Origin of the sequence: Flavobacterium sp. NG2 (genome assembly GCF_034119845.1) — a bacterium.
Lineage (GTDB): Bacteria > Bacteroidota > Bacteroidia > Flavobacteriales > Flavobacteriaceae > Flavobacterium.
Window position 1 is genome coordinate 847,242 of record NZ_CP139420.1, and the last position, 22,287, is coordinate 869,528.

Consider the following 22,287-nt stretch of genomic DNA (forward strand, 5'->3'; position numbering starts at 1 on the left):
TAAAAAAATTATTCTAAAACCGAATAATCTCCAATGCTTACACTAGTAAAATTTCCATCAAAGTTGACATGATTTCCAATCATAGCATAATCTAAATTGGCATTTTTAATATGAGCATGTGTTTGAATCAAGCTATTTTTAATCGTACTGTCGATTACATGAGAACCTTTTCCTAAAGAAACATTTGGTCCCACAGTAGCATTGATTAAAACAACATCATCGCCAATAAAACAAGGTGGAATAATCGTCGCGTTTTCTAATTTCGCATTCTGAGCGACTAAGTTTTCTCCATCAGCTTGTAAAAAACCAAGCATTCTAGAATTGGTTTCAACCGTAACATTTTTATTGCCACAATCCATCCATTCGTCAACGCTTCCAGTTTTGAAAACTTTACCGTTTGCCATCATCGCTTTGATACCATCATTAATTTGGTATTCGCCACCATTTTGAATGTTGTTATCCAAAACGCCTTGCAATTCTTTTTTCAAGTCCCCTACTTCTTTGAAATAGTAAATTCCAATAACGGCTCTATCGCTTACAAATTCTTTAGGTTTTTCAACCAATTCAACGATTTCATTATTAGCATTTAATTTTACCACTCCATAAGCCTCTGGCTCATCGACTTGTTTTACCCAAATTACCGCATCAGCAGTAGGATCTAATTCAAAATCGGCTCTGATTAACGTATCTGCATAAGCAATTACAGCTGGACCTGATAAAGATTCTTTGGCACACATAATCGCATGACCAGTTCCAAGCGGTAAATCTTGACGGTAAATAGAAGCTCTTGCTCCTAAACCTGTTGCTAATTCTTCTAAGCTTTTGACAACGTCATCACCAAAAAAGGCAGGGTCACCCAATACAAAAGCAATTTCTTCAATAGGCTCTTTTAATATTTTTGCGATATCCTCCACCAAACGGTGAACAATCGGTTTTCCAGCTACGGGAATTAAAGGCTTAGGTACTGTTAAACTATGTGGACGAAGACGTGAACCACGTCCTGCCATTGGAACTATTATTTTCATTTTTTATTTTTATTTAAACACAAAGTTCGCAAAGTCCTTCGACAAGCTCAGGATGACATGCAAAATTCACGAAGGTTTTATTATATTATTTTATCTTTAAATTGATTGCTACCAAACTTCTTACTGCAACTGAAAACTACAAACTATTTCACACCCGTACTTCCAAAACCACCAGCACCTCTTGAAGTCTCTGATAACTCTTCTACTGCTGTCCATTCTGCACGTTCATGTTTGGCAATAATCAACTGAGCTATGCGTTCTCCGTTTTGGATTTCAAAAGCTTGATTGGATAAATTAACCAAAATCACTCCTATTTCGCCACGGTAGTCTGCATCTACAGTTCCAGGGCTATTAAGCACTGTAATTCCGTTTTTAAAGGCCAAACCACTTCTTGGTCTTACTTGTGCTTCGTAACCTATCGGCAATTCGATAAAAAGGCCTGTTTTAACTATGGTTCTTTCTAAAGGCTGTAATGTTATGCTCTCGGTCAAATTTGCTCTTAAATCCATTCCTGCTGAAGCGATGGTTTCATAGCTAGGCAAAGCGTGTTGGGATTTATTGATAATGTTTATTTTCATTCCGATTTAGTTTTTCGATTCAAAATAGAGGTTAATGTTTCTTTTTCGTTGTAATAAATAAAATATAAGAATACGAGTAACAATGCTATACCTACAAAATAATTTTCTCTAAACTTATAAAAAGAAAGCACTGAAAAAAAGATGGACAAGCCTAAATAACTACCAATTTTTTTCATGTCATAGGGTATCGGATAATATTTATTTCCCAAATAATAAGAAATTGTCATCATACTTCCATATGCACCAATTGTCGCAATTGCCGAACCATAATAACTCATAGATGGAATTAAAAGAAAATTCAGAATCAAGGTGATGATGGCACCCGTTATTGAGATATAAGCACCAATATAGGTTTTGTCTATTAATTTGTACCAAACTGAAAGATTAGTATAAATCCCTAAAAAGAAGTTAGCCAAAATAATTAGTGGAACCACTTTCATTGCAACCCAATACGAAGAATCGCGAATCATCAAGAATTTAAACAAGTCGGCAAAAACGATTACTGTCAAAAGAATAAACGAACCAAAAATGACAAAATACTTGGTAACCATAGCATAAGTATGTGGTGCGTTTTTATCAGAGGCATGACTAAAGAAGAATGGCTCAATTCCTAAGGTATAAGCCGTGCGATATAAAACCATAAATAAGCCTAATTTATAACAAGCAGAATACACCCCTACTTCGGCCTCTGCAATTTTAGCAGGAAGTAATTTGGCTAACAAAATCTTATCAAATTGCTCGTTGATAGCAAAAGCAATTCCTGCGACCATAATTGGCAATCCATAACGCAACATTTTTTTCCAAAGGCTAAAATCAAATTTCCATTTTAAGAAAACATAATCAGGAGATAAAATAACAAATGTTAGTAAGCTAGCGATAATATTGGCTAGAAAAATATAACCAATTTCGAAGTTATCTATATATAATGAACTTACAAAACTCTTTGGATTTGATTGAATTAATTTTGGAAAATACAACAAGAATAAAACACTCAAAATTAGATTAACCAAAACATTTCCAATTTTGATCATCGCATATACCATTGGTTTCTGATAAGCTCTTAATTTTGAAAAAGGGATAATTACCAAAGCATCAAGTGCTAAAATCCATATGGTATAAGTAATGTATTGTGAATCAATCCCAGACCAATCGGCTAAAGTAGTTCGGAATAAAAGCGCTATAAATAAGAAAACAATCGTAGTCCAAAAAATTGAAATCATGGATGTTTCAATAACTGACCTCTTATTGGTTTCATTGTTATAAAACCTAAAAAATGCGGTTTCCATACCATAAGCCAGAATAACATTGAAAAATATCATCCAAGCAAAAATAATTGACACTTTACCGTACTCGGCTTTAGGGAGTAAATTAGTATAAAGAGGAACTAATAAAAAACTAAACATCCTTGGCAACACTGTTGCCAAACCATAAATCGCTGTTTGTTTAAAAAGTTTTTTATATAATCCCAAAATGGTTACCTATTTATTTTAAAAAGCAAAAATAACCATTTCTTTGGTTTAATCATCCTAGCAAAGAGAATCATTAGTTATCTTTTTTTATTATGAGCATAAAAAGATTTAAAAATATAATTTCAAAAAGCGATAAGACTAAATACAATAAAAGTCTAATTTAAATTAGACTTTTATTACGGTTTTTATATAGTTGATCTTTAATCGTTTTATCTGGTTTTTCAATGGCCACTTGTTTGATAAATGGCGATTTAAAAAAACTAAACATTTTAAGATAATCATTAATAGGATTGACTTTTATGATTTTATTCTCAATATCGTTTAATGAAATATGATTGTAACCGATACGGACTCTTTTTACTTTAAATGAATTCTTATCAAGACCTCTTTCTTCCTCTAGTAAAAGCAAATAGGCATTATAAATATTAATCCAAAACGTTTTTTTCAACTCGTCATTATATAAATACTTATTTAAACGATTGGCTCTAATAAAATATAATTCTCTTCTCAACTCTTTAGTGTCTTGACCAGACTTAAGATTATTTAATATTTTTTCCGAAAGTTCTAGTGGGTAATTATTCATACTATTTCAGGTTAAATTCGGGCGAATGTATAAAAAAATAACATTACAACAACAATATCATAATACAATTAGCCAAAATCATAAATTTTTCTAAAAAAATACTTATAAATACAGCACAAAAAAAAGCCACATCTAAATGTGGCTTTAATTAAAATATAGAAAATAAAATTATCCGTTCAAAGCTTCAGCTCCACCAACAATCTCAAGGATCTCATTAGTAATAGCAGCTTGACGTGCTTTGTTATACGTTAATTTCAATTGATTTCTTAATTCAGTTGCATTATCAGTTGCTTTATGCATTGCAGTCATACGAGCTCCATGTTCAGAAGCAAATGAATCACGGATTCCTTTGTATAATTGTGTTTTCAACGATTTAGGAATCAAAGTCAATACAATTTCTTCTTTTGAAGGTTCAAAGATATAATCAGCTGGTGCAATGTTTAAATCTGATTTTACTGGTGCCAAAGGCAAGAACTGCTCAGTTTGAACAATTTGTGTAGCTGCATTTTTAAATTGATTGTAAATCAATTCAATCTTATCATACTCTCCAGAAACAAACTTTTGAGTTAAAGTATCAGCAATAGTTGCCACATTATCAAAGGTCAAGTCATCAAAAACACTACTTTGATTATCAATAACCGAACCTGTTTTACCTAAAACATCGTTTCCTTTTTTACCAATAGCAAAAAAATCAACCTGTTTTCCAGCATAATATTCAGCACGGTTTTTAGCCTCCTTAATTACATTAGTATTAAAAGCACCACATAAACCTCTATTTGAAGTTATAGCAACAATTAATACTTTTTTTACTTCACGTTGTGTCGTAAATTCACCTCCAGCATTACCATCTAGAGTAGCAGAAAGGCTTTGTAATAATTCAGTTAATTTTTCGGCATAAGGGCGCATTGCAGTGATTGCATCTTGTGCTTTCTTTAGCTTTGCTGCAGAAACCATTTTCATTGCCGATGTAATTTGCATCGTAGATGAAACGGAAGTAATTCTATTACGGATTTCCTTTAAATTTGCCATGTTTATTGTATTAAGATTTAAGTATCAAGTATTAAGTATCGCGATAATCTTGATACTTAATACTTTTCACTTAGTACTTTTTAGTTATATTTTGCTGATACTTCTTTTGCTACAGTTTCGATTACATCTGTAATTTCATCTGTTAATTTACCTGCTTTTAAAGCATCAAGAGTAGCTCTGTGTTTGTTGTTCAAGAATGATAAAAAGTCTTTTTCAAATTCTTTTACTTTGTTCACAGGAACATTTCTCAATAAGTTTTTAGAACCAGCGTAAATAATAGCAACTTGGTCTTCAACAGTATAAGGGTCATTTAAACCTTGTTTCAAGATTTCAACGTTTCTTTTTCCTTTTTCAATTACGTTCAAAGTAACAGCATCAAGGTCAGAACCAAACTTAGCAAACGCTTCCAATTCACGGAATTGAGCTTGATCTAGTTTTAAAGTACCAGATACTTTTTTCATTGATTTAATTTGAGCGTTACCACCCACACGAGATACCGAAATACCTACGTTAATCGCTGGACGAACTCCCGAGTTAAACAAATCTCCATCCAAGAAAATTTGACCATCTGTAATCGAAATTACGTTTGTTGGGATATAAGCAGAAACGTCACCAGCTTGAGTTTCGATAATTGGTAAAGCTGTTAATGAACCACCACCTTTAACGATTCCTTTGATAGAATCTGGTAAATCATTCATGTTTTTAGCAATTCCGTCATCAGCAATTACTTTACAAGCACGCTCTAATAAACGAGAGTGTAAGTAGAAAACGTCACCAGGGTAAGCCTCACGTCCTGGAGGTCTTCTTAATAAAAGAGACACCTCACGGTAAGCTACCGCTTGTTTAGATAAATCATCATAAACAATTAATGCTGGACGACCTGAATCTCTAAAGTACTCACCAATTGCAGCACCTGCGAAAGGAGCGTACACTTGCATTGGAGCTGGATCAGAAGCATTAGCAGCAACGATTACAGTATAAGCCATTGCACCTTTTTCTTCTAACATTTTAGCAATACCTGCTACTGTAGAAGCTTTTTGTCCAATCGCTACATAGATACAGAAAACTGGTTTCCCTGCATCATAAAATTCTTTTTGATTTAAGATGGTATCGATACAAACTGTTGATTTACCAGTTTGACGGTCACCAATAACAAGCTCACGTTGTCCACGACCTACAGGAATCATCGCATCAACTGCTTTTACACCTGTTTGTAATGGCTCAGTTACTGGCTGACGAAATACAACACCAGGAGCTTTTCTTTCTAATGGCATTTCGTATAAGTCTCCACCGATAGGACCTTTTCCATCAATTGGAAAACCTAAAGTGTTTACTACACGTCCTACCATTTGCTCTCCAACTTTAAGAGAAGCGATACGTTGTGTTCTTTTTGCAGTTGAACCTTCTTTGATACCAGTTGATGGTCCTAAAAGTACCACACCTACGTTATCTTCTTCAAGATTCAATACAATAGCCTCAAGACCATTTTCAAATTCTACCAACTCTCCATATTGAACATTAGAAAGCCCGTAAATACGAGCAATACCATCTCCAACTTGAAGTACGGTTCCTACTTCCTCTAGCGTAGCGCCAGATTCAAAACCTTCTACTTGCTTTCTTAATATTGCTGAAATTTCAGCAGGTTTGATTTCCGCCATCTTAATTTATAATTTAGACACTTAAATGTGCAATAAAACTAGTTACTTAACTCTCTTTTTAATACTTGTAATCTGTTAGCTATCGAAGCATTGTATTGCTGATCGCCTATTCTTAAGATAAAACCTCCAATGATAGAAGGATCTATATTACTTTCAATTGCAATTTTTTTATCCGAAAGTGTCGCAATTTTAGCTAAAACTTTAGCTTCAAGGGCTACATCCATTGGAAAAGCAGTAGTTACTTTTACTACTTGTACACCAATGCTTTCATCATATAATCTGCTAAATTCTTGAGCAACTGCTCCTAGAATTTCAAATCTTTTGTTTTCAAATAACAAATGAAATAAGCCTTTAGTTACTCCATTAACATCAGCGAAAACTTCTAATAATACTGATTCTTTTACATCAACAGTAGTAGTAGGGTTTTGAATAAAAGTACTCAATTCCAAATTACTTTCGATTGTTGAAGCAATAGATTTCATATCCTTATTAACTACATCGGCAATACCTATTGAGTTTGCTAAGTCTAAAATCGCTTTTGCATAACGAATTGCTGCTCTTGTACTTGCCATAATGATTAGTTTATCTTTACATCACCTAACATTTTCTCAACTAATTTAGTTTGAGCTTCTTTGTTAGATAATTCATCTTTCAATAATTTCTCTGCAATGTTCAACGATAAAGTTGAAACTTGTAGTTTCAATTCAGCCATAGCTGCATTTTTTTCACTTTCAATAGCTGATTTTGCTTGCTCAATCATCTTAAGACCTTGTGCTTGCGCTTCAGATTTTGCATCTGCAACCATTTTCTCCTTCATTTCGCGAGCATCTTTAAGCATGTTGTCACGCTCAAGTCTTGCTTCTTGCAATATACGTTGGTTATCAGCTTGCAAATTTTGCATTTCTTGTCTTGCGTTTTCAGCAGACAGTAATGCATTTTTAATTCCCTCTTCTCTTTCGTTTACAGCATCAAGAATTGGCTTCCACGCGAATTTTTTTAACAAAAGTATTAATCCAACAAATATTAAAATTTGCCAAAAAAACAAACCAAACTCAAACTGATTTATTAACTTTTCCATTGTATATAAGTATAAATTTTATATTCTGATTTTGAACTAATTGCAAATATGCAATCTAATGTTTTAATTTTAAAAACAATAGTTACAACCAACCGTTGCAACTATTGCCTTTTGTGTTTTAATTAAGATGCGAATAACGCAGCGAAACCAATACCCTCAATAAGTGCAGCTGCAATAAGCATAGCTGTTTGGATTTTTCCTGAAGCTTCTGGTTGACGAGCAATAGCGTCCATTGCTGAACTACCAATTTTACCAATACCTAAACCTGCTCCGATAACGATTAATCCAGCTCCAATAATTTGTGGAATTTCCATGATATATATATTAAAAATTAAACATTCAATTTATAGTTTAATCGGTTATTTGCTTAATCGGTTAAATTGATTCGACAAATAAACAGTTAAACAGTTAACTATTAATGGTGCGCTTCTTCATGATGATGCTCTTCTACAGCAGAACCAAAGTAAAGTGCAGATAACATCGTGAAGATATACGCTTGTAAAAAAGCTACTAATATTTCAAGAATAGAAAGTAAGAATGACAATCCAAATGACAAGCTACTTCCAATCCAGCTTTTAAAGATAAACATTAAACCAATAATACTCATCAATACAATGTGTCCTGCAAAGATATTTGCATACAAACGTATCATTAACGAGAAAGGTTTGATAAAAATTCCTAACAATTCAATAGGCGCTAAAATAATACGCATTGCTTTTGGCACACCTGGCATCCAGAAAATGTGTCCCCAATAATTTTTATTAGCTGTGAAATTTGTAATTAAGAATGTTAAAAATGCTAATGAGAAAGTAATCGTTAAGTTACCTGTAGCATTAATTCCTAGTGGAGTCAATCCGAAGATATTTAAGAACAATACAAAGAAAAATATCGTCAATAAATAACTCATATAGTTTTTGTATTTTTTCTCACCAATATTTGGAATTGCAATTTCGTCACGAACATACAATACAATTGGCTCAAAAATACGTCCAGGACCAGAAGCGATACCTCCGTTTTTAGCATATGATTTAGCTAAACTGCTGAACAACCATAACATTAATAATGCTGCTGCAAAAATAGAAACTACAGTTTTAGTAATAGAAAAATCGATTGGACGAACATTTTCAGGAAAACCTGTTTCTTCATTTTCAGTGATAGTACCAGAAGCATCTGTTCTGTATATTTTACCATCATGATGATTTAGAGCGTAGTAGTTACCGTTAGATTCTGCAACTTCTTTACCGTGGTGAAATTTAGCCGAAGAAAAAATATGTAATCCATTATCCCATAAAATAACTGGTAATGAAAATCCCCAAGCTTCTCCTGTTTCATCATCTTGAGTCAAAGAAAAATCGTGAGAATCTAAAACGTGATGATTAACGAAAGCTTTAATTTTAGACTTTACATCTGTAGGTTCTGCATGAGCTCCTTCGTGATGCCCTTCAACAGCTGCTGCTTCATGCGCAACTTCAGTCTGTACTTGTACAGAATCAACTTCAGGATTTGCAAGGCTTCGTAAAGGAAGACAAGCGACTAAAACTACTAAAAGAAATCTAAGTGGTTTGAATGAAATCACCATAACTGTTAAATATGTTATTTTTTTACGTTTCTAAAATTTGGTGCAAAGGTACATTTTTTATTAATATTCAAAAGAATATAAAAAATATTTTTTGAGGTTTCATCAATTAGAGGTCAAATTATTGTTTTTCGTTTAAAATTCTTATAGTTAGAATGGTTTCTATTGCTAAAAAAAGAATAAACATCCCAAAAAAATTAATTTTCTCAATTGTATTTTCATAAGTCTCGACTTCAAGAATTGGCTTTAAAAGAATATAGAAAAACACTAATTTGAGATTTGTAACTAGTAGAAATGACATTCCAACATTATCAAAACTCCGCTCTTTTACCTCTAACATCACTATAAAGACCAGTACTGACGACCCAAAAAACAATAAATATAGTGTTTCAATAGAATAAACAAATGCATCATCACGAATACTTAAAAACACAAAAAACAGCTTATGTACTACAAAAGCAATAAAAGTCAAGACAAATAAAAAAAGTAGGGGTTTGTATTTTTTTAAGTTCATATAGGTATTTGTACTAAAATAAAGACTGAAAAATCCAATCTACTTTAGCGCTCTTTATTCTGATTTGCTAATCTCGTTAACTTGTCTGATGACATTATATAATGCTAAGACAACACCTACCATAACTAATATTTTATTGTAATACACTTTAGGGCTTGGATGATTTTCATCTAACCAATCTCCTAAATAGGCAAACAAAAAAATAATGGCACCCATTTGAATGGGAATATTAATAAGCGCTATCCACTTACTCGATTTCTTTTTTTGGGGTTTCTTTTCCATCTGTAAGCATCAGTTTTTTTATGTTATCCTTCATTATACAAGAAGCACTAAATTCGGCCCCTGGTTCAACAGACAATTTTCCTACGGCTACCTCTCCGTGAATACTCGCTTTGGATTTCACATTCAAAATTTCGGCAACTTGAATCTTTCCATTAAACTTTCCTTCGATATCTGCATTTTTGCAAATAACATCGCCTGTTATACTCCCTGAAGGACCAATTACCAACTTTCCTGTCGATTGAAAATTACCAATTAACTCTCCATCCAATCTAAAATCAGCCTGTGAAATAATATCACCTTTAATGGTAGTGCCTTCAACAATTCTATTTGTTTTCCCTAAAAGATCGGTATAGGATTTGGCTTTTTTATCAAACATAATTATTGTTTTTTTGAGTTTGACTACGAATGCTGCGAATGTTCTGGTATGACAAAATATAAAGCGTAATAAATCTATTTTAACGTGTTTTTAATTGATATTGTAGACACTATTTGGTTGTAGCATCTTTTTTTAACGCTAAATAATCGGTTAGATTTTTCTTGATTTGAACCACTTTATAATTCTCATTCGATAGAACTATTGCTGGTTCTTCAATTTTATAGTCTTTGTATTCTTTCAAACGAGAACTTATAATAGTTGCATAGGCTTCTGAATTTGCGCCCTTAATTACTAAAAATTCCTCCTTTTCTTTATAACCTTCAAAACTGTAATCTAAATTTTTAGCATTTTCATGGGCAATAAATTTCTTTATCTTATCCTCCAATAATTTAGCTTTAGCATCCTCTGATTTTGAAAGTTTATATAGAATTTTCCAATTTTTGGATTCCAATGTATTGAAGGTCATGTTTTCTAAAAGAGGTACTTGCGTTTTAACAATTTCCAACGATTTTTTTCCTTCTTCACTATTTGGATAATTATCCGCAACGTATTGCAAAGCGTTTTTATAAGCCGTTACTCCTCTTAATTTTCCTATCGCATTAGCTCGTAAAAACTCTAACTTCGATACAATTTCATCTCCTGAAAATTGATTAATTAAAACATCTGTTTGCTCTAAAACCAATTCAAATTTGTCATCATTATACAAAGCATAAACCTTCTCATATACTTTTTCCGGACTATCATTAGCTAGATCTGCAGCCTTTGAATTCCCTATAATTTGTGCATAACGAGAGTTTGGAAACTGGGTTAAAATTGCATTTTTTATTTCTGCTGCTTTATTTTTATTCGTTATCTCGTAAATTTTATACAAATTATACAAGGTAGGCAGCACTAGCTTTTCTTCTGGATTTTGTCTTAATAACTGTTCTAGTTTTGTTGTAGCTAATTGATATTCTTTGAACTTTTCTTTATAAATAACACCTAATTGGTAATAAGCAAAATTGCGTTCTTTGTGAATACTATCTTTCTCTTTTTGACTAGCAGGAAGTTGTTCTAAGTAAAAATCGGTAGTATATTCTGCGATTACTTCTTCTTTTTTGTTCTTTTCATCACTAGCTTGCTCTTGCTCGTTTACATCTTTAGTAGCAATTTGTTCTGAAGAAGCCGATGACATACGCCAGTTTCCACCTAAAGAACGTGAGCCCCAACTGCTTTTGAAAGCTAACTTACCAAAGGAAACGGTCGTAGGATTGTAAAAATAGAAAAGGACTCCCCCTTGATTTCCTCCTAACGATGGTGGTAAAACAGCGGCTCTCTGCTTGGGTGCATTGGCGTCTGAAACCGCAACATCAGTTGGATTTGATTTGCTATTTTTTTCAATGTTTTTTTGAATCTGTAATTGCTTTTCAAAAGCTTTACGTTTTTCTTCATCCGATTTTTTAAGCGCTACTATATATTTTTCAAAATAAGCCTGTCTATCTGAATTTGACATTGAAAAAACTTTGATAATACTATCATTTCGTTTTGCAATGGTTTCATATAAAATCACATCGTCTAAATCTTTTCGAACTTTAGTGATGTGAATATGCTCCCTGCTTTTTTCATTCATTTTAGTCAATGTACTATCATAATATTTTGCAGCCATAGGGTACTTTGCATTTCGAAAGTACATATTGGCAATATTGCGATAATTAGATGCTACTAAATACTGGTCTCCACTGGCTTTTTTTAATGAAGTGTTATAAAAGTGTAAAGCCTCTTTTTGATTGTCTTGTTTGTCATAAAAAATTCCCATTTGGTGATTCAACACATCTAGGAACGGACGATTTTCTCTGTCTTTCAATAATTTATCAAATGTTTTTAAGAATACCAATGTATCTCCATTTTGAAAATCAAACAGTTGTGCTTTTTTGGCTTGGGCATGAATCACATATTTTCTTTCGGCTTTACGATTCATTGCAATAACCGATTCATAACTTTTTATTGCTTTTTGAGAATTACCTAATTCTTCATGCAGTTGCCCTAAAATAAAACGATAACGAGCTCTTTGAGCATTCTTTTTTGAAAATTTTTCGGCCAAATCAAGTTTGACAACAGCACTGTCTTTTTGGCCAAGATTCAAATAAGCTTCTGCTAGCAATGCATTAGCATCCGACAAAATTTGCTTGTCAAGTTTACCCAAACTCAAAAGACGATTCATATTAGTTACTACCAAGGCATCATTTCCTAGACGCATATTGGTTTTTTCACGCCATATTTTAGCCTCATATATTCGGCTACTTGCTGGATATTTATATAAAATGTAGTTGAAAGCATCCAAGGCTGGAATAAAACGTTGGTCGTAATAACGCGATTTCCCTAACAATAAATAGGCTTCATCCGTTTGGAAGTTTCTTTCGGTTCCATCAATATTCATCGAATGTTTCTGGATGGCTTTAGTCGCTTTTTTTTCTGCTAATTCAAAATCGGCGTTTTTTGTTTTCTTACCATTCTCTTCTTTGAATTGCATTTTTTCAATTGGTAAACGTTTCCAGAAATTATCGTTATCATCAGAACTTATTCCGACTACTCCTTTTTCTAGACCAATTTCTCCGTTATACAAAATATTGTATTTCGTACTTAAAGCATGTGAGTTTCTTGATAAAAAAGTATCCCTTTTAGTTGAGCATGAAACTCCTAAAAGAATAAAAAGGCTCAATGAAATTGAAGAATAAATTATGTTGGTTTTCAATTGTATTTATTTTTTATCAATTAACTACTAAAATACTTATTTAGTATAATGACTGGTAAAAATACGTTTCTTTTTGAAATATAGAAATTTATCCCTCGAAAAACATCTCCATCAGTTTACAATCACTTCAATTGAGCAAAATATTACCCCTTAAATCAAAATTATTAGCCAGAAAAATGAGTTCTGTTAAAAAAATTCAAGCTGAATCGACTACATTTATTTCGGGTTTCCTACTTTTGTAAAAAATATAATCAGATGCCTTCATTTTTAAAATTAATTATAAAAGAAGTAAAACGCGAAACGGCAAATGCTGTTTCTATTCTTTTTAATGTTCCTGAAGAATTAAAATCTAGCTACTCTTTCATAGCAGGACAATACCTGAATTTAAGATTAACATTAGACGGTAAGGAAATCCGTAGAGCCTATTCTATTTGTTCTTCACCAGAAAGTGGTGAACTTCGTATCGCTGTTAAAGCGGTACAAGACGGGGCTTTTTCACAATTTGCAAATACAAAACTAAAAGCTGGTGATGTCCTTGAAGTAGGAAAACCAGAAGGTAAATTTACTTTCGAACCTGAAGCTGATAGACAAAAAAGCTATATCGCTTTTGCTTCTGGAAGTGGAATTACTCCTGTTATGTCGATAATCAAATCGGTATTAAAAAGCGAACCTAAAAGTACTTTTGTCCTTGTTTACGGTAATAAATCACCTGAAGAAACCATTTTTCATCAAGAATTACATGATTTACATTTACAGTATGTAAGTCGCTTTTTTGTAGATTATGTATATAGCCGAGTAAAAGTAGATAATGCTTTGTTTGGTCGTATTGATAAATCTGTAGTTAATTTTGCTTTAAACAACAAACACAAAGAATTGGAATTTGAAAAATTCTATTTGTGTGGTCCAGAGGAAATGATCAATACCGTTTCGGATGTGTTGAAAGAGAAAAACGTAAAAGAATCAGCAATCAATTTTGAGCTTTTTACAGCTTCTTCTCAAGAAATCGAAATCAAAGATTCACTAGAGGGACACTCAAAAATCACTGTGATGGTGGATGACGAAGAGACTAGTTTTGAAATGTCACAAAAACAAACTATCCTTGAAGCTTCATTGAAAAAAGGAATTGACGCTCCATATTCTTGCCAAGGTGGAATTTGCAGCAGTTGTTTGGCGAGAGTTACCGTAGGAACTGCCGAAATGAAGAAAAACTCTATTTTGACAGACAAAGAAATTGCCGATGGTTTAATCTTAACTTGTCAAGCTCACCCAACATCGGATACGATTTATATCGATTTTGATGATGTTTAATTAGGTTCTGAGACACTAAGATACTGAGGTTCTCAGTTATTGAAGTGGAAGTTGTTTCCATTGTCAGGCTGAGCTAAGCCTGCCCTGAGTATATCGAAGGGTCGAAGCCTATTTCAACTAAAAACGTCATAAAAACCGACCAATCATATCTTTAGAATATGTACATTATTTAGCTTTGACAACTTTTTGAAAGTTGTCAAAGCTTTTTTTTTTTGCACTATACTTTACATAAAATCACTTCAGTTTCCTCATGAGCCCTGATAGAAGTGGAAATCCTTGTGGGGGCTGGCGTTTCGCCCCCACAAGATTGCAGCGGATAGCAGGACTAACTTTCCTAAAAAAACTAATCTTTCTGCTCCAAAAATTTAAAACAAAAGCTTAGTGAATCTTCGTAATTCCTTCGTGCCCTTTGTGGTGAGCCCCTAAATCGCCTCAAACATTTTTCCTGGCAACGGTCGAATAACACCTTTGAGTTCCATATTGAGTAACAATCCTGATATGCGGTAAATAGGAAAATCACAATTCAACGCAATGATATCCATTAATTCTTTGCCTGTTTTAAGGAGGTAATCATACACTTTTTGTTCGTCATTATCGAGGGAAACGAACAACTGTTTTTGAATTGGTTTGGTCTCTTCTTTAATATCCCAATTCAACATATAAACCAAATCGGCAGCACTGGTCAGTACATTTGCTTTTTGAGTTTTTATCAAATAATTACAGCCTTGACTGTATTTATCAGTCACTCTACCTGGAACTGCAAACACATCGCGATTGTAATCATTAGCCATATTTGCAGTTATCAATGAACCTCCTCTTTCGGCTGACTCAATGACGATAGTCGCTTCGGTCATTCCCGCTACAATTCGATTGCGACGTACAAAATTCTCTTTATCAGGATTGGTCGTACTCCAGAATTCGGTCATAAAACCACCGTTTTCTTCGACTTTGGCTACATATTTTTTGTGAGGTTTAGGATAAATTTGGTTCAGTCCATGTGCTACCACGCCAATGGTTTGTAAGTTATGCTCCATCGCTAATTGATGCGCGACAATATCCACACCATAAGCAAAACCACTCACAATAACCGGATTTAAAGGAGCCAAATCCTCGATTAGTTTCCGACAAAATTCGGTTCCATAAGAAGTGATTTGCCTTGTTCCCACAATACTTATCAGTTTTCGATTAGTCAAATCGATATTTCCAGAAGTAAATAACATAACAGGACTATCAAAACAATGTTTCAATCGCTCAGGATAGCCTTCTTCTTGAAAAAATTGAGTCTTAATATTATTTGCCCGAATAAAAGCCAATTCTTTTTCAGCTTTTTCAAAAACGGTTTTGTCTTTAAGACTTTTCAACAACATACTCCCTACTCCATCAATCGAAGCCAAATGTTGTGCTTTCGATTGGAAAACATTTTCGGCAGTTCCACAATGTGTAAGTAGTTTTTTGGCCATAATATCGCCCACTCCATCGACTCTTTGGAGCGCTAAAACGTAAAATAATTCCTGTTCTGTCATGCTAATGAATTGTTTCTGAAAAGTATAAAAAAATACTGCAATTGTTAATAAAAATTGTGAATAAAATTTTGATAACTATTTTCATTGTATAACTTTGTAAGTATGAATATCGAACACTACATCGCCCAGCTTTTATACCGTCACCAATGCGTTACCGTACCTGGTTTCGGTGCTTTTTTGACTGAAATTCAATCCGCTAAATGGGTTGAAAGTTCACATTCATTTTTTCCACCAAAAAAATTCATTTCTTTTAATTCCAACATTAAAAATAATGATGGTTTATTAGCCAATCATATTGCTCATGTTGAAAAAACCTCTTATAGCTATGCTGTAAGTGCTATCCAACATGAAGTATTGAACTGGAAGAAAGCAATGGAACAAAACGGTCAGCTTACTTTAAAAAACATTGGTGAGTTGAGTTTAAACACTGAAAACCATGTTGTTTTCAAACCATTAGACCAAAACAATTACCTAACCTCTTCATTCGGTTTGAGTTCGTTTGTTTCTCCTTTGATAAAAAGAGAAGTAGCACAGCATATTGAAACTGTGGAAGAAAAAGAAGTGATTGTTTTTGAACCAGAACATAACAACAGCCGTTCATTCTTGAAATACGCTGCTATATTTGTTCTTGGATTGGGATTAACTGGTTCTGTAGGCTACCCATTGTATCAAAATGAAATGGCCAACCAAAAAACTATCGTTGAAAAAGCCGTTCAAAAACAAGTAGAAACCAAGATTCAAGAAGCTACTTTCTTTATCCAAAACCCGCTTCCTGCAGTGACTCTTTCTATCAAAGAAACTAAAATGTCCTATCATGTAATGGCAGGTGCTTTTAGAGATGAAAAAAACGCTGAAAAAATATTCAAACGCTTGTCTAATTTAGGATACAAAGCCAAAAGAATTCCACAAAACAAACACGGTTTATACCCTGTGCTCTACGGAAGCTACGCTACTTTTGCAGAAGCAGAACAAGCCAAAAAAGAAATACAAGAAAAAGACAATCCCGAAGCTTGGCTACTGATTGAATCTTTATAAAAATATAACGACCCCAAAAAGCATCAGCATTTTGGGGTTTTTTATGTTCATTTTTTGGAGCTTTTTCCAGCTGTCCACTCTATCTTTTGTGATTGCTAAGGCAATCACAAAAGGATGCCGTTCCCATCTGGGCTAGGGCAATAGTTTTCAAAATAACGAATGTAGTCTAAAACAGTTCTTGAAACTTAAAACAATAAAACCGACTCAAACTAGTTATATATTCAATAAAAACCAGAATTTAAAACAATTTCAAAATACAACAAGTAATCTATTATCTGTTATTAATCAATATTTTAACTATCTAAACGGCCTGATATTTGATGTAACGATTTTGTTTTTATTTCAAATGAACATTCAACAAAGCATACAAGCATGAAAAAAATCATTATACTACTCACAATTACCCTATTTATAAGTTGTAAATCCAAAAAAGTAGTTACCACCACCTTACCCATCACAGAGAAAACAGAAGAAGCCACCAAAGAAGTCGAAGATGTTTTAGAAGAAAAACCGGCTGCTCCTTACATAAAACTTAATTTAAACGCCGTTAAAAGCTCCCAAAAGCAAAAAGCATACGATTTAGGCAAAAGATTATTAAACACCTGTAACACGTCCAAATTTAAGCCTTATAACACTTCTGAAGCTACGAGAAGCGTTATCAATAACATTACCATCGAAGCTATTTCGACCATTTGTACTCGATACCGCCAATATTACGGTGAATTTATCGACATACAACTCGTCGAAATCTACAAATTAACCGATGATCAAACCACCGTTTATCGTTACAAAGCCTTATACAGCAAAAAAGTAGCCAACAAAGAACTCCGCGTGTACATGGACACCACAAACCGCATGTCAGCCATCAAAACCATGGATTGGGAAAATCAATATGTGGTGAAAAGGAAATAGTTTTATAAATCGTTTGTTAAGTTGCGCTAGTTTTTGTGTTCTCCTATGTCGGTAAGATAAAAAATGATAATTCTATTACGTAACTTTTGTCATTCCGGAGGAATCTCAGTTGCAGTAAGCTCTTTGCTTGGGACGCTTTCAGCGTGACAAAGATTACCTATAATCGATGATTGCATTGCCAAACTTTGTAGAAAATCTATGTGGAGATTGCTTCGCCTGTTCGTATTTCAAATACTTTATTTGCAAACTGTGTGGGCGCAAAGTCAGAGACATTTGCGCAGCGAGCTACACTTTGCGGAGCTGGTTGTGGCAAGTCAGAGCGATCGGGTAAGTCAGCGTGATCGAGTTTTTTTATTTATTCCGCTAATCTGCTTTCAATATCCATTCTTTCGTGTAAAACTCTAACGACTTCAATTAGATTCGTTTTGTCTTTTTTAAAGAAAATTAAATGTGATTTCACTTTTGAATATTTATATGACTTTCGGATTTTCCCAAAGTCACAAGCCATATCTAAATCATTGACGATATATTCAATTTCGTCAATGATTAAGTTATAATATCGATCTGCTTGTTCAACGGACCAATTTTCTGCTGTATAAATCCAAATGTTATTAATGTCTTCTAATGCCTTTTCACTAATTATATACTCTGACATTATTTTTGAAAATTAGCTTTTAGCATTTCAAGATTTTTATGGCGGTCAAAATTGCTGATTTTACTGCTCTTTTCACCAATTTTAAGTTCATTGATTAGAGATTTTTTTTTAGTTTCTTCTTGCTCAAAAACTCTTAAAGCAGTTCTAACAACTTCACTTACTGAACTATATTTTCCTGTAGAAATTTGTTCATTAATAAAGTTTTCAAAATAGTCACCTAATAATATTGATGTATTTCGTGCCATAATTATTGTTTTTACCAAAGGTACCAATAATTGGTATTAAAATCAATTTTTTTCGTTTTTTGCGCAAAAGTTACTGGTAACGTTTCCCTCCGCTAACGCGAGCGCAATGTCATTAAGTTAAGCTTTTTTTTTGTCATTTCGACGAAGGAGAAATCACATAACGTGAGCAACTAGTGTGATTCCTCCTTCGTCGGAATGACAAAACAGGATGTTTTTTCCTTAACTTAATGACATTGCGCGCTAGCTGGGGGCAACGGCTACGGCTGTTAGCGGTAGTTACTTTTTGTTAAACTCGAAAGTTTTGCCTCCGACTTCTATGAATGTAGGAATTCCAGCATTTAACAAAGACAATGAAAGGTCAAAAGGTTCCTTTGAGTTTTTAGGCTGAAAAGCGACAAAAGCTTCAGTTCCTTCATAAAAAGTCATTACCATTCCGATTAATCCAAATTGGTCAGGTTCAAAAAATTGATATTTGAAGATTGCTGGATTTTCTCCTTTTATACCTTTTGAAATTTCATCTACTCTAAACTTTTCCTTAACCATTTCTGTCATGGTTTGAGTATTCTTGTCATTATAACTTATAAAACCCAATAGCATTTTTACGATACCATTAAAACGTTCTCCAAATTCATGAAAATATATTCCATAAGCGATATGCTCAAAACAACTTACTAATCTATCATAGTTTGGATTTCCATAAAGAACTGGATACTTTCTGCCACTTTTTGACTTTAAAGTTTGATGCGTATAATTTTTAATAACTTCTTTATTTAAAAAGTCTTTGCATTTTCTTCTGATTGCTCTATCAACTTTTGTTTGGCTTTGTAAATAACCAACAAGATTGTTACCAACAATTCCTGCAATTGATAGCATTAAAAATTCATCATCGTGTGACTTCTTCGAGTTGTGCTCGTCACAAGAAGGCACAGTTATTAAATCTTTTCTAAAATTTAATCCCATTACATCTTTTGCCTCCGGAAATAGGCAAATAGGCGGCACATGTTCTCTCGAAGTCGCAACTTTATCACATTTATAGCAAAACTTGTTTTCCATATATGAAATTCAACGGTTTGTTGATTAGTAATTACCACAACTCGTTTATATACTCAGTTTTTACTCTTCTAGTTGAACTTATACAACCAATTATGGGTAAATCTGCTCAACTGTTGTTGAGTATTACTTTTTCCCAAATATATAAAAATCATCAATATAAAAACAGAATTTTCTCACTAGCCCTGACAGCAGCGGCATCCTTGTGGCGGCAGGCGTTAAGCCGCCACAAGATAGAGCGTATGGCAGGAACAATCAATCCTGAAAATACCCAATCGTCTGCTCCAAAAAACCCTTAGTCTCTCAGAACCTTAGCAACTCAGCACCTCCAAAAAAAACTAATTCAAACTTGCCTTGAACATTCTCAGTTCTTCCCAGCTGAATTTTTCGCCATATTTTTCTTTTAGTGGTGAAACCGATTCTTCTTGGTAGCCATGGAAGGCTTCGGTTAATTCTTGAATTTTATCTTCGGGCAAAACATCGTTTATCGTGATAGTTTTAGCGTTGATTAACTTCGTTAAATGACTTAAAATGGTTTCCTGTGTGAGTTTTCTAATGGCGGCAATTTCTTTAATTGTGTTTTTTTGTAGCCACAAGTCGTAGGTTTCTTGAACGGTGGATTTTTTGGGTTCCTTCTTGTCGGTTTTTTTTTTTGAAGTATAGCGGTTGGCATCGGCTTCGTCTTCGATCAAAGTGACGTGGGTTTCTTTGAACTGCGATTGGATGGCATTGGTTTTTCGGGACAGGTAATGCTTGATGTCGCTGGAAGTTAATTTTTCCTTCGAAATAGGTTCGCCCGCTACCACGGTTTCGATGAGCAATTTGGCTTTCATCAAGCGCAAGACTGCTTTGGATTGTAATTCTTCGAGGATTTTGAGTTCTTCGAATAGAGTTTTGGCTTTTTGGGTACGTTTGACTTCTTCGATTTTCCACAGAATTTCGAAAACCAATTCGTCCATAGGCGCTAGGAAATAATTGAAAGCCGCCTCGATGCGCTGGCTCACATGAATTAAATCGACGGTTTCGGTATTGAAAATTTTGTTGAGTTGGTGGACGAATTTTTGCGAAGGTGCAAGCAAACTATCCATAGCTTGAAACTGCTTGTCGGCCCAAAGGGAGTGTTTGGATTTTAGCTTGGATTCGGTGTCGCCGTTGTAACTGTATTTGTGATTGCGCCATTCTTGTGCCAAATCATGCCATTCGAAACTGTTTATCAGGTAATTATGGATGAAATTTTTGGTTTCAAAATGCAGGGAATTTTTCAAAAGCTCGTCGGTGGCTTTGTTTTGGGCGTATTCCATCACTTCTTCATCGTTCGAAATTCCGTTCATACGCAACGGAGAAAGCAAAATAAGCCCATTTAACGAACGCAAACGCGATAAGGCGACATAAGCTTGCCCGGGCATAAAAACTTGCGAAACATCAATCGCTGCTTTATCAAAGGTCAGACCTTGACTTTTATGCACGGTAATCGCCCAAGCGAGTTTGATGGGATAGTGTACAAAAGTCCCCAAAACCTCCTCCTCTATTTCCTTAGTCAGTTCATCGACTTTGTAACGGATGTTTTGCCATTCGTATTTTTCGACCTCGATGGTTTTGTTTTCTTCGGGAAAATGCACTCGGATTTCGTGAGACGAAAGCGACTGGATGATTCCCATTTTTCCGTTGAAATATTTTTTTTCGAAAGAGAGGTCGTTTTTGACAAACATCACCTGTGCGCCCACTTTCAGTTGCAACACTTCATCGAGCGGATACATTTTTTCTGGAAAATCGCCCGTGATTTCGGGTTTGTAATTGACTAATTTCCCTTCTAAATCTTCCAGAGCTTGGGCATTCATCGTGTCGGCCTTGGCATTATGAGTTGTTAGGGTAATATAACCTTTGTTGGCTTTGAGGTCAAAATTGGGTTGGACGTATTGATTGAGCACCTCCATGTCCTGAGGCGTAATGGTGTTGTTGCGCAGATTATTTAAAACCGAAATGAAGGTTTCATCGTTCTGACGGAAAATTTTGGATAATTCAATATACAACGGTGGACTTTGCTGTACGACATGGGAATGGAAAAAGAATTTCCCTTTGTAATACTGGCGCAAGGTGCTCCACTCTTCGTCTCGAATCACTGGCGGTAATTGCAATAAATCGCCAATATACAAAACTTGAACTCCTCCAAAAGGTTGTGATTTTTTACGAACGGTTTGCATCATAAAATCGATAGCGTCCAGTAAATCAGCACGGAGCATGCTGACTTCGTCAATCACGAGCAATTCCATATTGCGAATGACGGCTTTCTTGACTCCGTTCATTCTGAAATGACGGCGCAAGGTATCTTTGGATTCGAATTTAACTCTATCGGTAAACTGAGAATCAACATTAAAGGACGGAATAAATCCGCCAAACGGCAATTGAAACATCGAATGAATCGTTACACCGCCCGCATTAAGCGCAGCAATGCCCGTAGGCGCCACGACCACCGTGTTTTTATGGGTGGTTTCAATGATTTGGCGTAACAAAGTGGTTTTTCCGGTTCCTGCTTTTCCTGTGAGGAAGATGGAACGCTGGGTTTGATTGATAAATTGCAAGGTGTATTTTGAGGCTTCGGTTGTAGTTTGCATGGCGTGTAAAATTAGAAATGTAAAAATACAATAATTACGAAATAAAAA

Annotated in this window: 23 protein-coding genes; 4 read left to right on the forward strand and 19 right to left on the reverse strand. The window is 34.3% G+C overall.

From position 1 onward, the window contains the following. Window positions 1-8 precede the first annotated feature (8 nt). From SLW70_RS03475 to SLW70_RS03540, 14 genes are all read right to left on the reverse strand, one after another. On the reverse strand, window positions 9-1,025 hold the full coding sequence (locus tag SLW70_RS03475) for a sugar nucleotidyltransferase (protein ID WP_320890612.1): 1,017 nt from the start codon (window positions 1,023-1,025) through the stop codon (window positions 9-11). A 143-nt stretch (window positions 1,026-1,168) separates the two neighbouring features. Next, the gene (gene dut / locus SLW70_RS03480) at window positions 1,169-1,603 is read right to left on the reverse strand and encodes a dUTP diphosphatase (protein WP_320890613.1); all 435 of its coding nucleotides are present in this window, start codon (window positions 1,601-1,603) and stop codon (window positions 1,169-1,171) included. After that, a complete protein-coding gene (locus tag SLW70_RS03485) occupies window positions 1,600-3,072 on the reverse strand; it encodes a lipopolysaccharide biosynthesis protein (RefSeq protein WP_320890615.1) in 1,473 nt (490 codons plus the stop codon). The genes dut and SLW70_RS03485 overlap by 4 nt, the downstream gene beginning before the upstream one ends. Before the next feature lie 160 nt (window positions 3,073-3,232). Beyond that, window positions 3,233-3,583, reverse strand: a complete 351-nt coding sequence (locus tag SLW70_RS03490) for a DUF547 domain-containing protein (RefSeq protein ID WP_320890616.1) — start codon at window positions 3,581-3,583, stop codon at window positions 3,233-3,235. A 240-nt stretch (window positions 3,584-3,823) separates the two neighbouring features. Then, on the reverse strand, window positions 3,824-4,684 hold the full coding sequence (gene atpG, locus SLW70_RS03495; protein WP_320890617.1) for an ATP synthase F1 subunit gamma: 861 nt from the start codon (window positions 4,682-4,684) through the stop codon (window positions 3,824-3,826). Window positions 4,685-4,764: 80 nt separating this feature from the next. After that, complete coding sequence (gene atpA, locus SLW70_RS03500; protein ID WP_320890618.1) at window positions 4,765-6,342, reverse strand: F0F1 ATP synthase subunit alpha; 1,578 nt, start codon at window positions 6,340-6,342, stop codon at window positions 4,765-4,767. 38 nt (window positions 6,343-6,380) lie between these two features. Beyond that, window positions 6,381-6,914, reverse strand: coding sequence for an ATP synthase F1 subunit delta (atpH, locus tag SLW70_RS03505; protein WP_320890619.1), 534 nt, complete (start codon window positions 6,912-6,914; stop codon window positions 6,381-6,383). 5 nt (window positions 6,915-6,919) lie between these two features. Next, complete coding sequence (locus tag SLW70_RS03510; RefSeq protein ID WP_320890620.1) at window positions 6,920-7,420, reverse strand: F0F1 ATP synthase subunit B; 501 nt, start codon at window positions 7,418-7,420, stop codon at window positions 6,920-6,922. Window positions 7,421-7,542: 122 nt separating this feature from the next. Then, window positions 7,543-7,734: an ATP synthase F0 subunit C gene (gene atpE / locus SLW70_RS03515; RefSeq protein ID WP_170111537.1), complete on the reverse strand. Its 192-nt coding sequence runs from the start codon at window positions 7,732-7,734 to the stop codon at window positions 7,543-7,545. 101 nt (window positions 7,735-7,835) lie between these two features. Beyond that, a complete protein-coding gene (atpB, locus tag SLW70_RS03520; protein WP_320890621.1) occupies window positions 7,836-8,999 on the reverse strand; it encodes a F0F1 ATP synthase subunit A in 1,164 nt (387 codons plus the stop codon). Window positions 9,000-9,117: 118 nt separating this feature from the next. Continuing rightward, window positions 9,118-9,510, reverse strand: coding sequence for a hypothetical protein (locus SLW70_RS03525; RefSeq protein ID WP_320890623.1), 393 nt, complete (start codon window positions 9,508-9,510; stop codon window positions 9,118-9,120). 54 nt (window positions 9,511-9,564) lie between these two features. Then, window positions 9,565-9,792 (reverse strand): AtpZ/AtpI family protein, encoded by a 228-nt coding sequence (locus SLW70_RS03530; RefSeq protein WP_320890625.1) that lies wholly within the window; start codon window positions 9,790-9,792, stop codon window positions 9,565-9,567. Then, the gene (locus SLW70_RS03535; protein WP_320890626.1) at window positions 9,758-10,168 is read right to left on the reverse strand and encodes a polymer-forming cytoskeletal protein; all 411 of its coding nucleotides are present in this window, start codon (window positions 10,166-10,168) and stop codon (window positions 9,758-9,760) included. Before SLW70_RS03535 ends, SLW70_RS03530 begins: the two co-directional genes overlap by 35 nt. Window positions 10,169-10,277: 109 nt before the next feature. After that, complete coding sequence (locus SLW70_RS03540) at window positions 10,278-12,899, reverse strand: tetratricopeptide repeat protein (protein ID WP_320890627.1); 2,622 nt, start codon at window positions 12,897-12,899, stop codon at window positions 10,278-10,280. 255 nt (window positions 12,900-13,154) lie between these two features. Here SLW70_RS03540 and SLW70_RS03545 point away from each other — a divergent pair, with 255 nt between their 5' ends. Further along, on the forward strand, window positions 13,155-14,207 hold the full coding sequence (locus tag SLW70_RS03545; protein WP_320890628.1) for a ferredoxin--NADP reductase: 1,053 nt from the start codon (window positions 13,155-13,157) through the stop codon (window positions 14,205-14,207). Between the two features lie 422 nt (window positions 14,208-14,629). Here the strand turns inward: SLW70_RS03545 and dprA are convergent, their stop codons facing one another. After that, the gene (gene dprA, locus SLW70_RS03550; RefSeq protein WP_320890629.1) at window positions 14,630-15,730 is read right to left on the reverse strand and encodes a DNA-processing protein DprA; all 1,101 of its coding nucleotides are present in this window, start codon (window positions 15,728-15,730) and stop codon (window positions 14,630-14,632) included. Window positions 15,731-15,832: 102 nt separating this feature from the next. Between dprA and SLW70_RS03555 the strand changes: the two genes are divergently transcribed. Continuing rightward, the gene (locus tag SLW70_RS03555; RefSeq protein ID WP_320890630.1) at window positions 15,833-16,765 is read left to right on the forward strand and encodes an SPOR domain-containing protein; all 933 of its coding nucleotides are present in this window, start codon (window positions 15,833-15,835) and stop codon (window positions 16,763-16,765) included. Between the two features lie 372 nt (window positions 16,766-17,137). Then, window positions 17,138-17,677, forward strand: coding sequence for a hypothetical protein (locus SLW70_RS03560; protein ID WP_320890631.1), 540 nt, complete (start codon window positions 17,138-17,140; stop codon window positions 17,675-17,677). A 355-nt stretch (window positions 17,678-18,032) separates the two neighbouring features. Here the strand turns inward: SLW70_RS03560 and SLW70_RS03565 are convergent, their stop codons facing one another. The 3 genes from SLW70_RS03565 to SLW70_RS03575 all read right to left on the reverse strand — a co-directional run bounded on the left by SLW70_RS03565 (window position 18,033) and on the right by SLW70_RS03575 (window position 19,630). Next, a complete protein-coding gene (locus SLW70_RS03565) occupies window positions 18,033-18,332 on the reverse strand; it encodes a type II toxin-antitoxin system RelE/ParE family toxin (RefSeq protein ID WP_320890632.1) in 300 nt (99 codons plus the stop codon). Continuing rightward, window positions 18,332-18,577, reverse strand: a complete 246-nt coding sequence (locus SLW70_RS03570) for a type II toxin-antitoxin system ParD family antitoxin (protein ID WP_320890634.1) — start codon at window positions 18,575-18,577, stop codon at window positions 18,332-18,334. Before SLW70_RS03570 ends, SLW70_RS03565 begins: the two co-directional genes overlap by 1 nt. Before the next feature lie 276 nt (window positions 18,578-18,853). Beyond that, window positions 18,854-19,630 carry a hypothetical protein gene (locus tag SLW70_RS03575; protein ID WP_320890635.1) on the reverse strand — a complete coding sequence of 259 codons (777 nt, stop codon included), beginning with the start codon at window positions 19,628-19,630 and terminating at the stop codon, window positions 18,854-18,856. 2 nt (window positions 19,631-19,632) lie between these two features. Between SLW70_RS03575 and SLW70_RS03580 the strand changes: the two genes are divergently transcribed. Further along, window positions 19,633-19,926: a hypothetical protein gene (locus tag SLW70_RS03580; RefSeq protein ID WP_320890636.1), complete on the forward strand. Its 294-nt coding sequence runs from the start codon at window positions 19,633-19,635 to the stop codon at window positions 19,924-19,926. Between the two features lie 39 nt (window positions 19,927-19,965). Here SLW70_RS03580 and SLW70_RS03585 read toward each other — a convergent pair whose 3' ends face one another. Next, window positions 19,966-22,239, reverse strand: coding sequence for a helix-turn-helix domain-containing protein (locus SLW70_RS03585; RefSeq protein WP_320891741.1), 2,274 nt, complete (start codon window positions 22,237-22,239; stop codon window positions 19,966-19,968). Window positions 22,240-22,287: the final 48 nt, after the last annotated feature.

What these genes read in the sequence shown, in the direction of transcription:
- SLW70_RS03560 (WP_320890631.1), top strand. Translation starts at nt 17,138, where the DNA reads ATGAAAAAAATCATTATACTACTCACAATTACCCTATTTATAAGTTGT.
- SLW70_RS03535 (WP_320890626.1), bottom strand. Translation starts at nt 10,168, where the DNA reads ATGTTTGATAAAAAAGCCAAATCCTATACCGATCTTTTAGGGAAAACA.
- SLW70_RS03555 (WP_320890630.1), top strand. Translation starts at nt 15,833, where the DNA reads ATGAATATCGAACACTACATCGCCCAGCTTTTATACCGTCACCAATGC.
- SLW70_RS03570 (WP_320890634.1), bottom strand. Translation starts at nt 18,577, where the DNA reads ATGGCACGAAATACATCAATATTATTAGGTGACTATTTTGAAAACTTT.
- atpB (WP_320890621.1), bottom strand. Translation starts at nt 8,999, where the DNA reads ATGGTGATTTCATTCAAACCACTTAGATTTCTTTTAGTAGTTTTAGTC.
- SLW70_RS03525 (WP_320890623.1), bottom strand. Translation starts at nt 9,510, where the DNA reads ATGAACTTAAAAAAATACAAACCCCTACTTTTTTTATTTGTCTTGACT.
- SLW70_RS03510 (WP_320890620.1), bottom strand. Translation starts at nt 7,420, where the DNA reads ATGGAAAAGTTAATAAATCAGTTTGAGTTTGGTTTGTTTTTTTGGCAA.
- SLW70_RS03575 (WP_320890635.1), bottom strand. Translation starts at nt 19,630, where the DNA reads ATGGAAAACAAGTTTTGCTATAAATGTGATAAAGTTGCGACTTCGAGA.
- SLW70_RS03475 (WP_320890612.1), bottom strand. Translation starts at nt 1,025, where the DNA reads ATGAAAATAATAGTTCCAATGGCAGGACGTGGTTCACGTCTTCGTCCA.
- dprA (WP_320890629.1), bottom strand. Translation starts at nt 15,730, where the DNA reads ATGACAGAACAGGAATTATTTTACGTTTTAGCGCTCCAAAGAGTCGAT.
- atpA (WP_320890618.1), bottom strand. Translation starts at nt 6,342, where the DNA reads ATGGCGGAAATCAAACCTGCTGAAATTTCAGCAATATTAAGAAAGCAA.
- atpE (WP_170111537.1), bottom strand. Translation starts at nt 7,734, where the DNA reads ATGGAAATTCCACAAATTATTGGAGCTGGATTAATCGTTATCGGAGCA.
- dut (WP_320890613.1), bottom strand. Translation starts at nt 1,603, where the DNA reads ATGAAAATAAACATTATCAATAAATCCCAACACGCTTTGCCTAGCTAT.
- atpH (WP_320890619.1), bottom strand. Translation starts at nt 6,914, where the DNA reads ATGGCAAGTACAAGAGCAGCAATTCGTTATGCAAAAGCGATTTTAGAC.
- SLW70_RS03580 (WP_320890636.1), top strand. Translation starts at nt 19,633, where the DNA reads ATGAAATTCAACGGTTTGTTGATTAGTAATTACCACAACTCGTTTATA.
- SLW70_RS03545 (WP_320890628.1), top strand. Translation starts at nt 13,155, where the DNA reads ATGCCTTCATTTTTAAAATTAATTATAAAAGAAGTAAAACGCGAAACG.
- atpG (WP_320890617.1), bottom strand. Translation starts at nt 4,684, where the DNA reads ATGGCAAATTTAAAGGAAATCCGTAATAGAATTACTTCCGTTTCATCT.
- SLW70_RS03565 (WP_320890632.1), bottom strand. Translation starts at nt 18,332, where the DNA reads ATGTCAGAGTATATAATTAGTGAAAAGGCATTAGAAGACATTAATAAC.
- SLW70_RS03530 (WP_320890625.1), bottom strand. Translation starts at nt 9,792, where the DNA reads ATGGAAAAGAAACCCCAAAAAAAGAAATCGAGTAAGTGGATAGCGCTT.
- SLW70_RS03585 (WP_320891741.1), bottom strand. Translation starts at nt 22,239, where the DNA reads ATGCAAACTACAACCGAAGCCTCAAAATACACCTTGCAATTTATCAAT.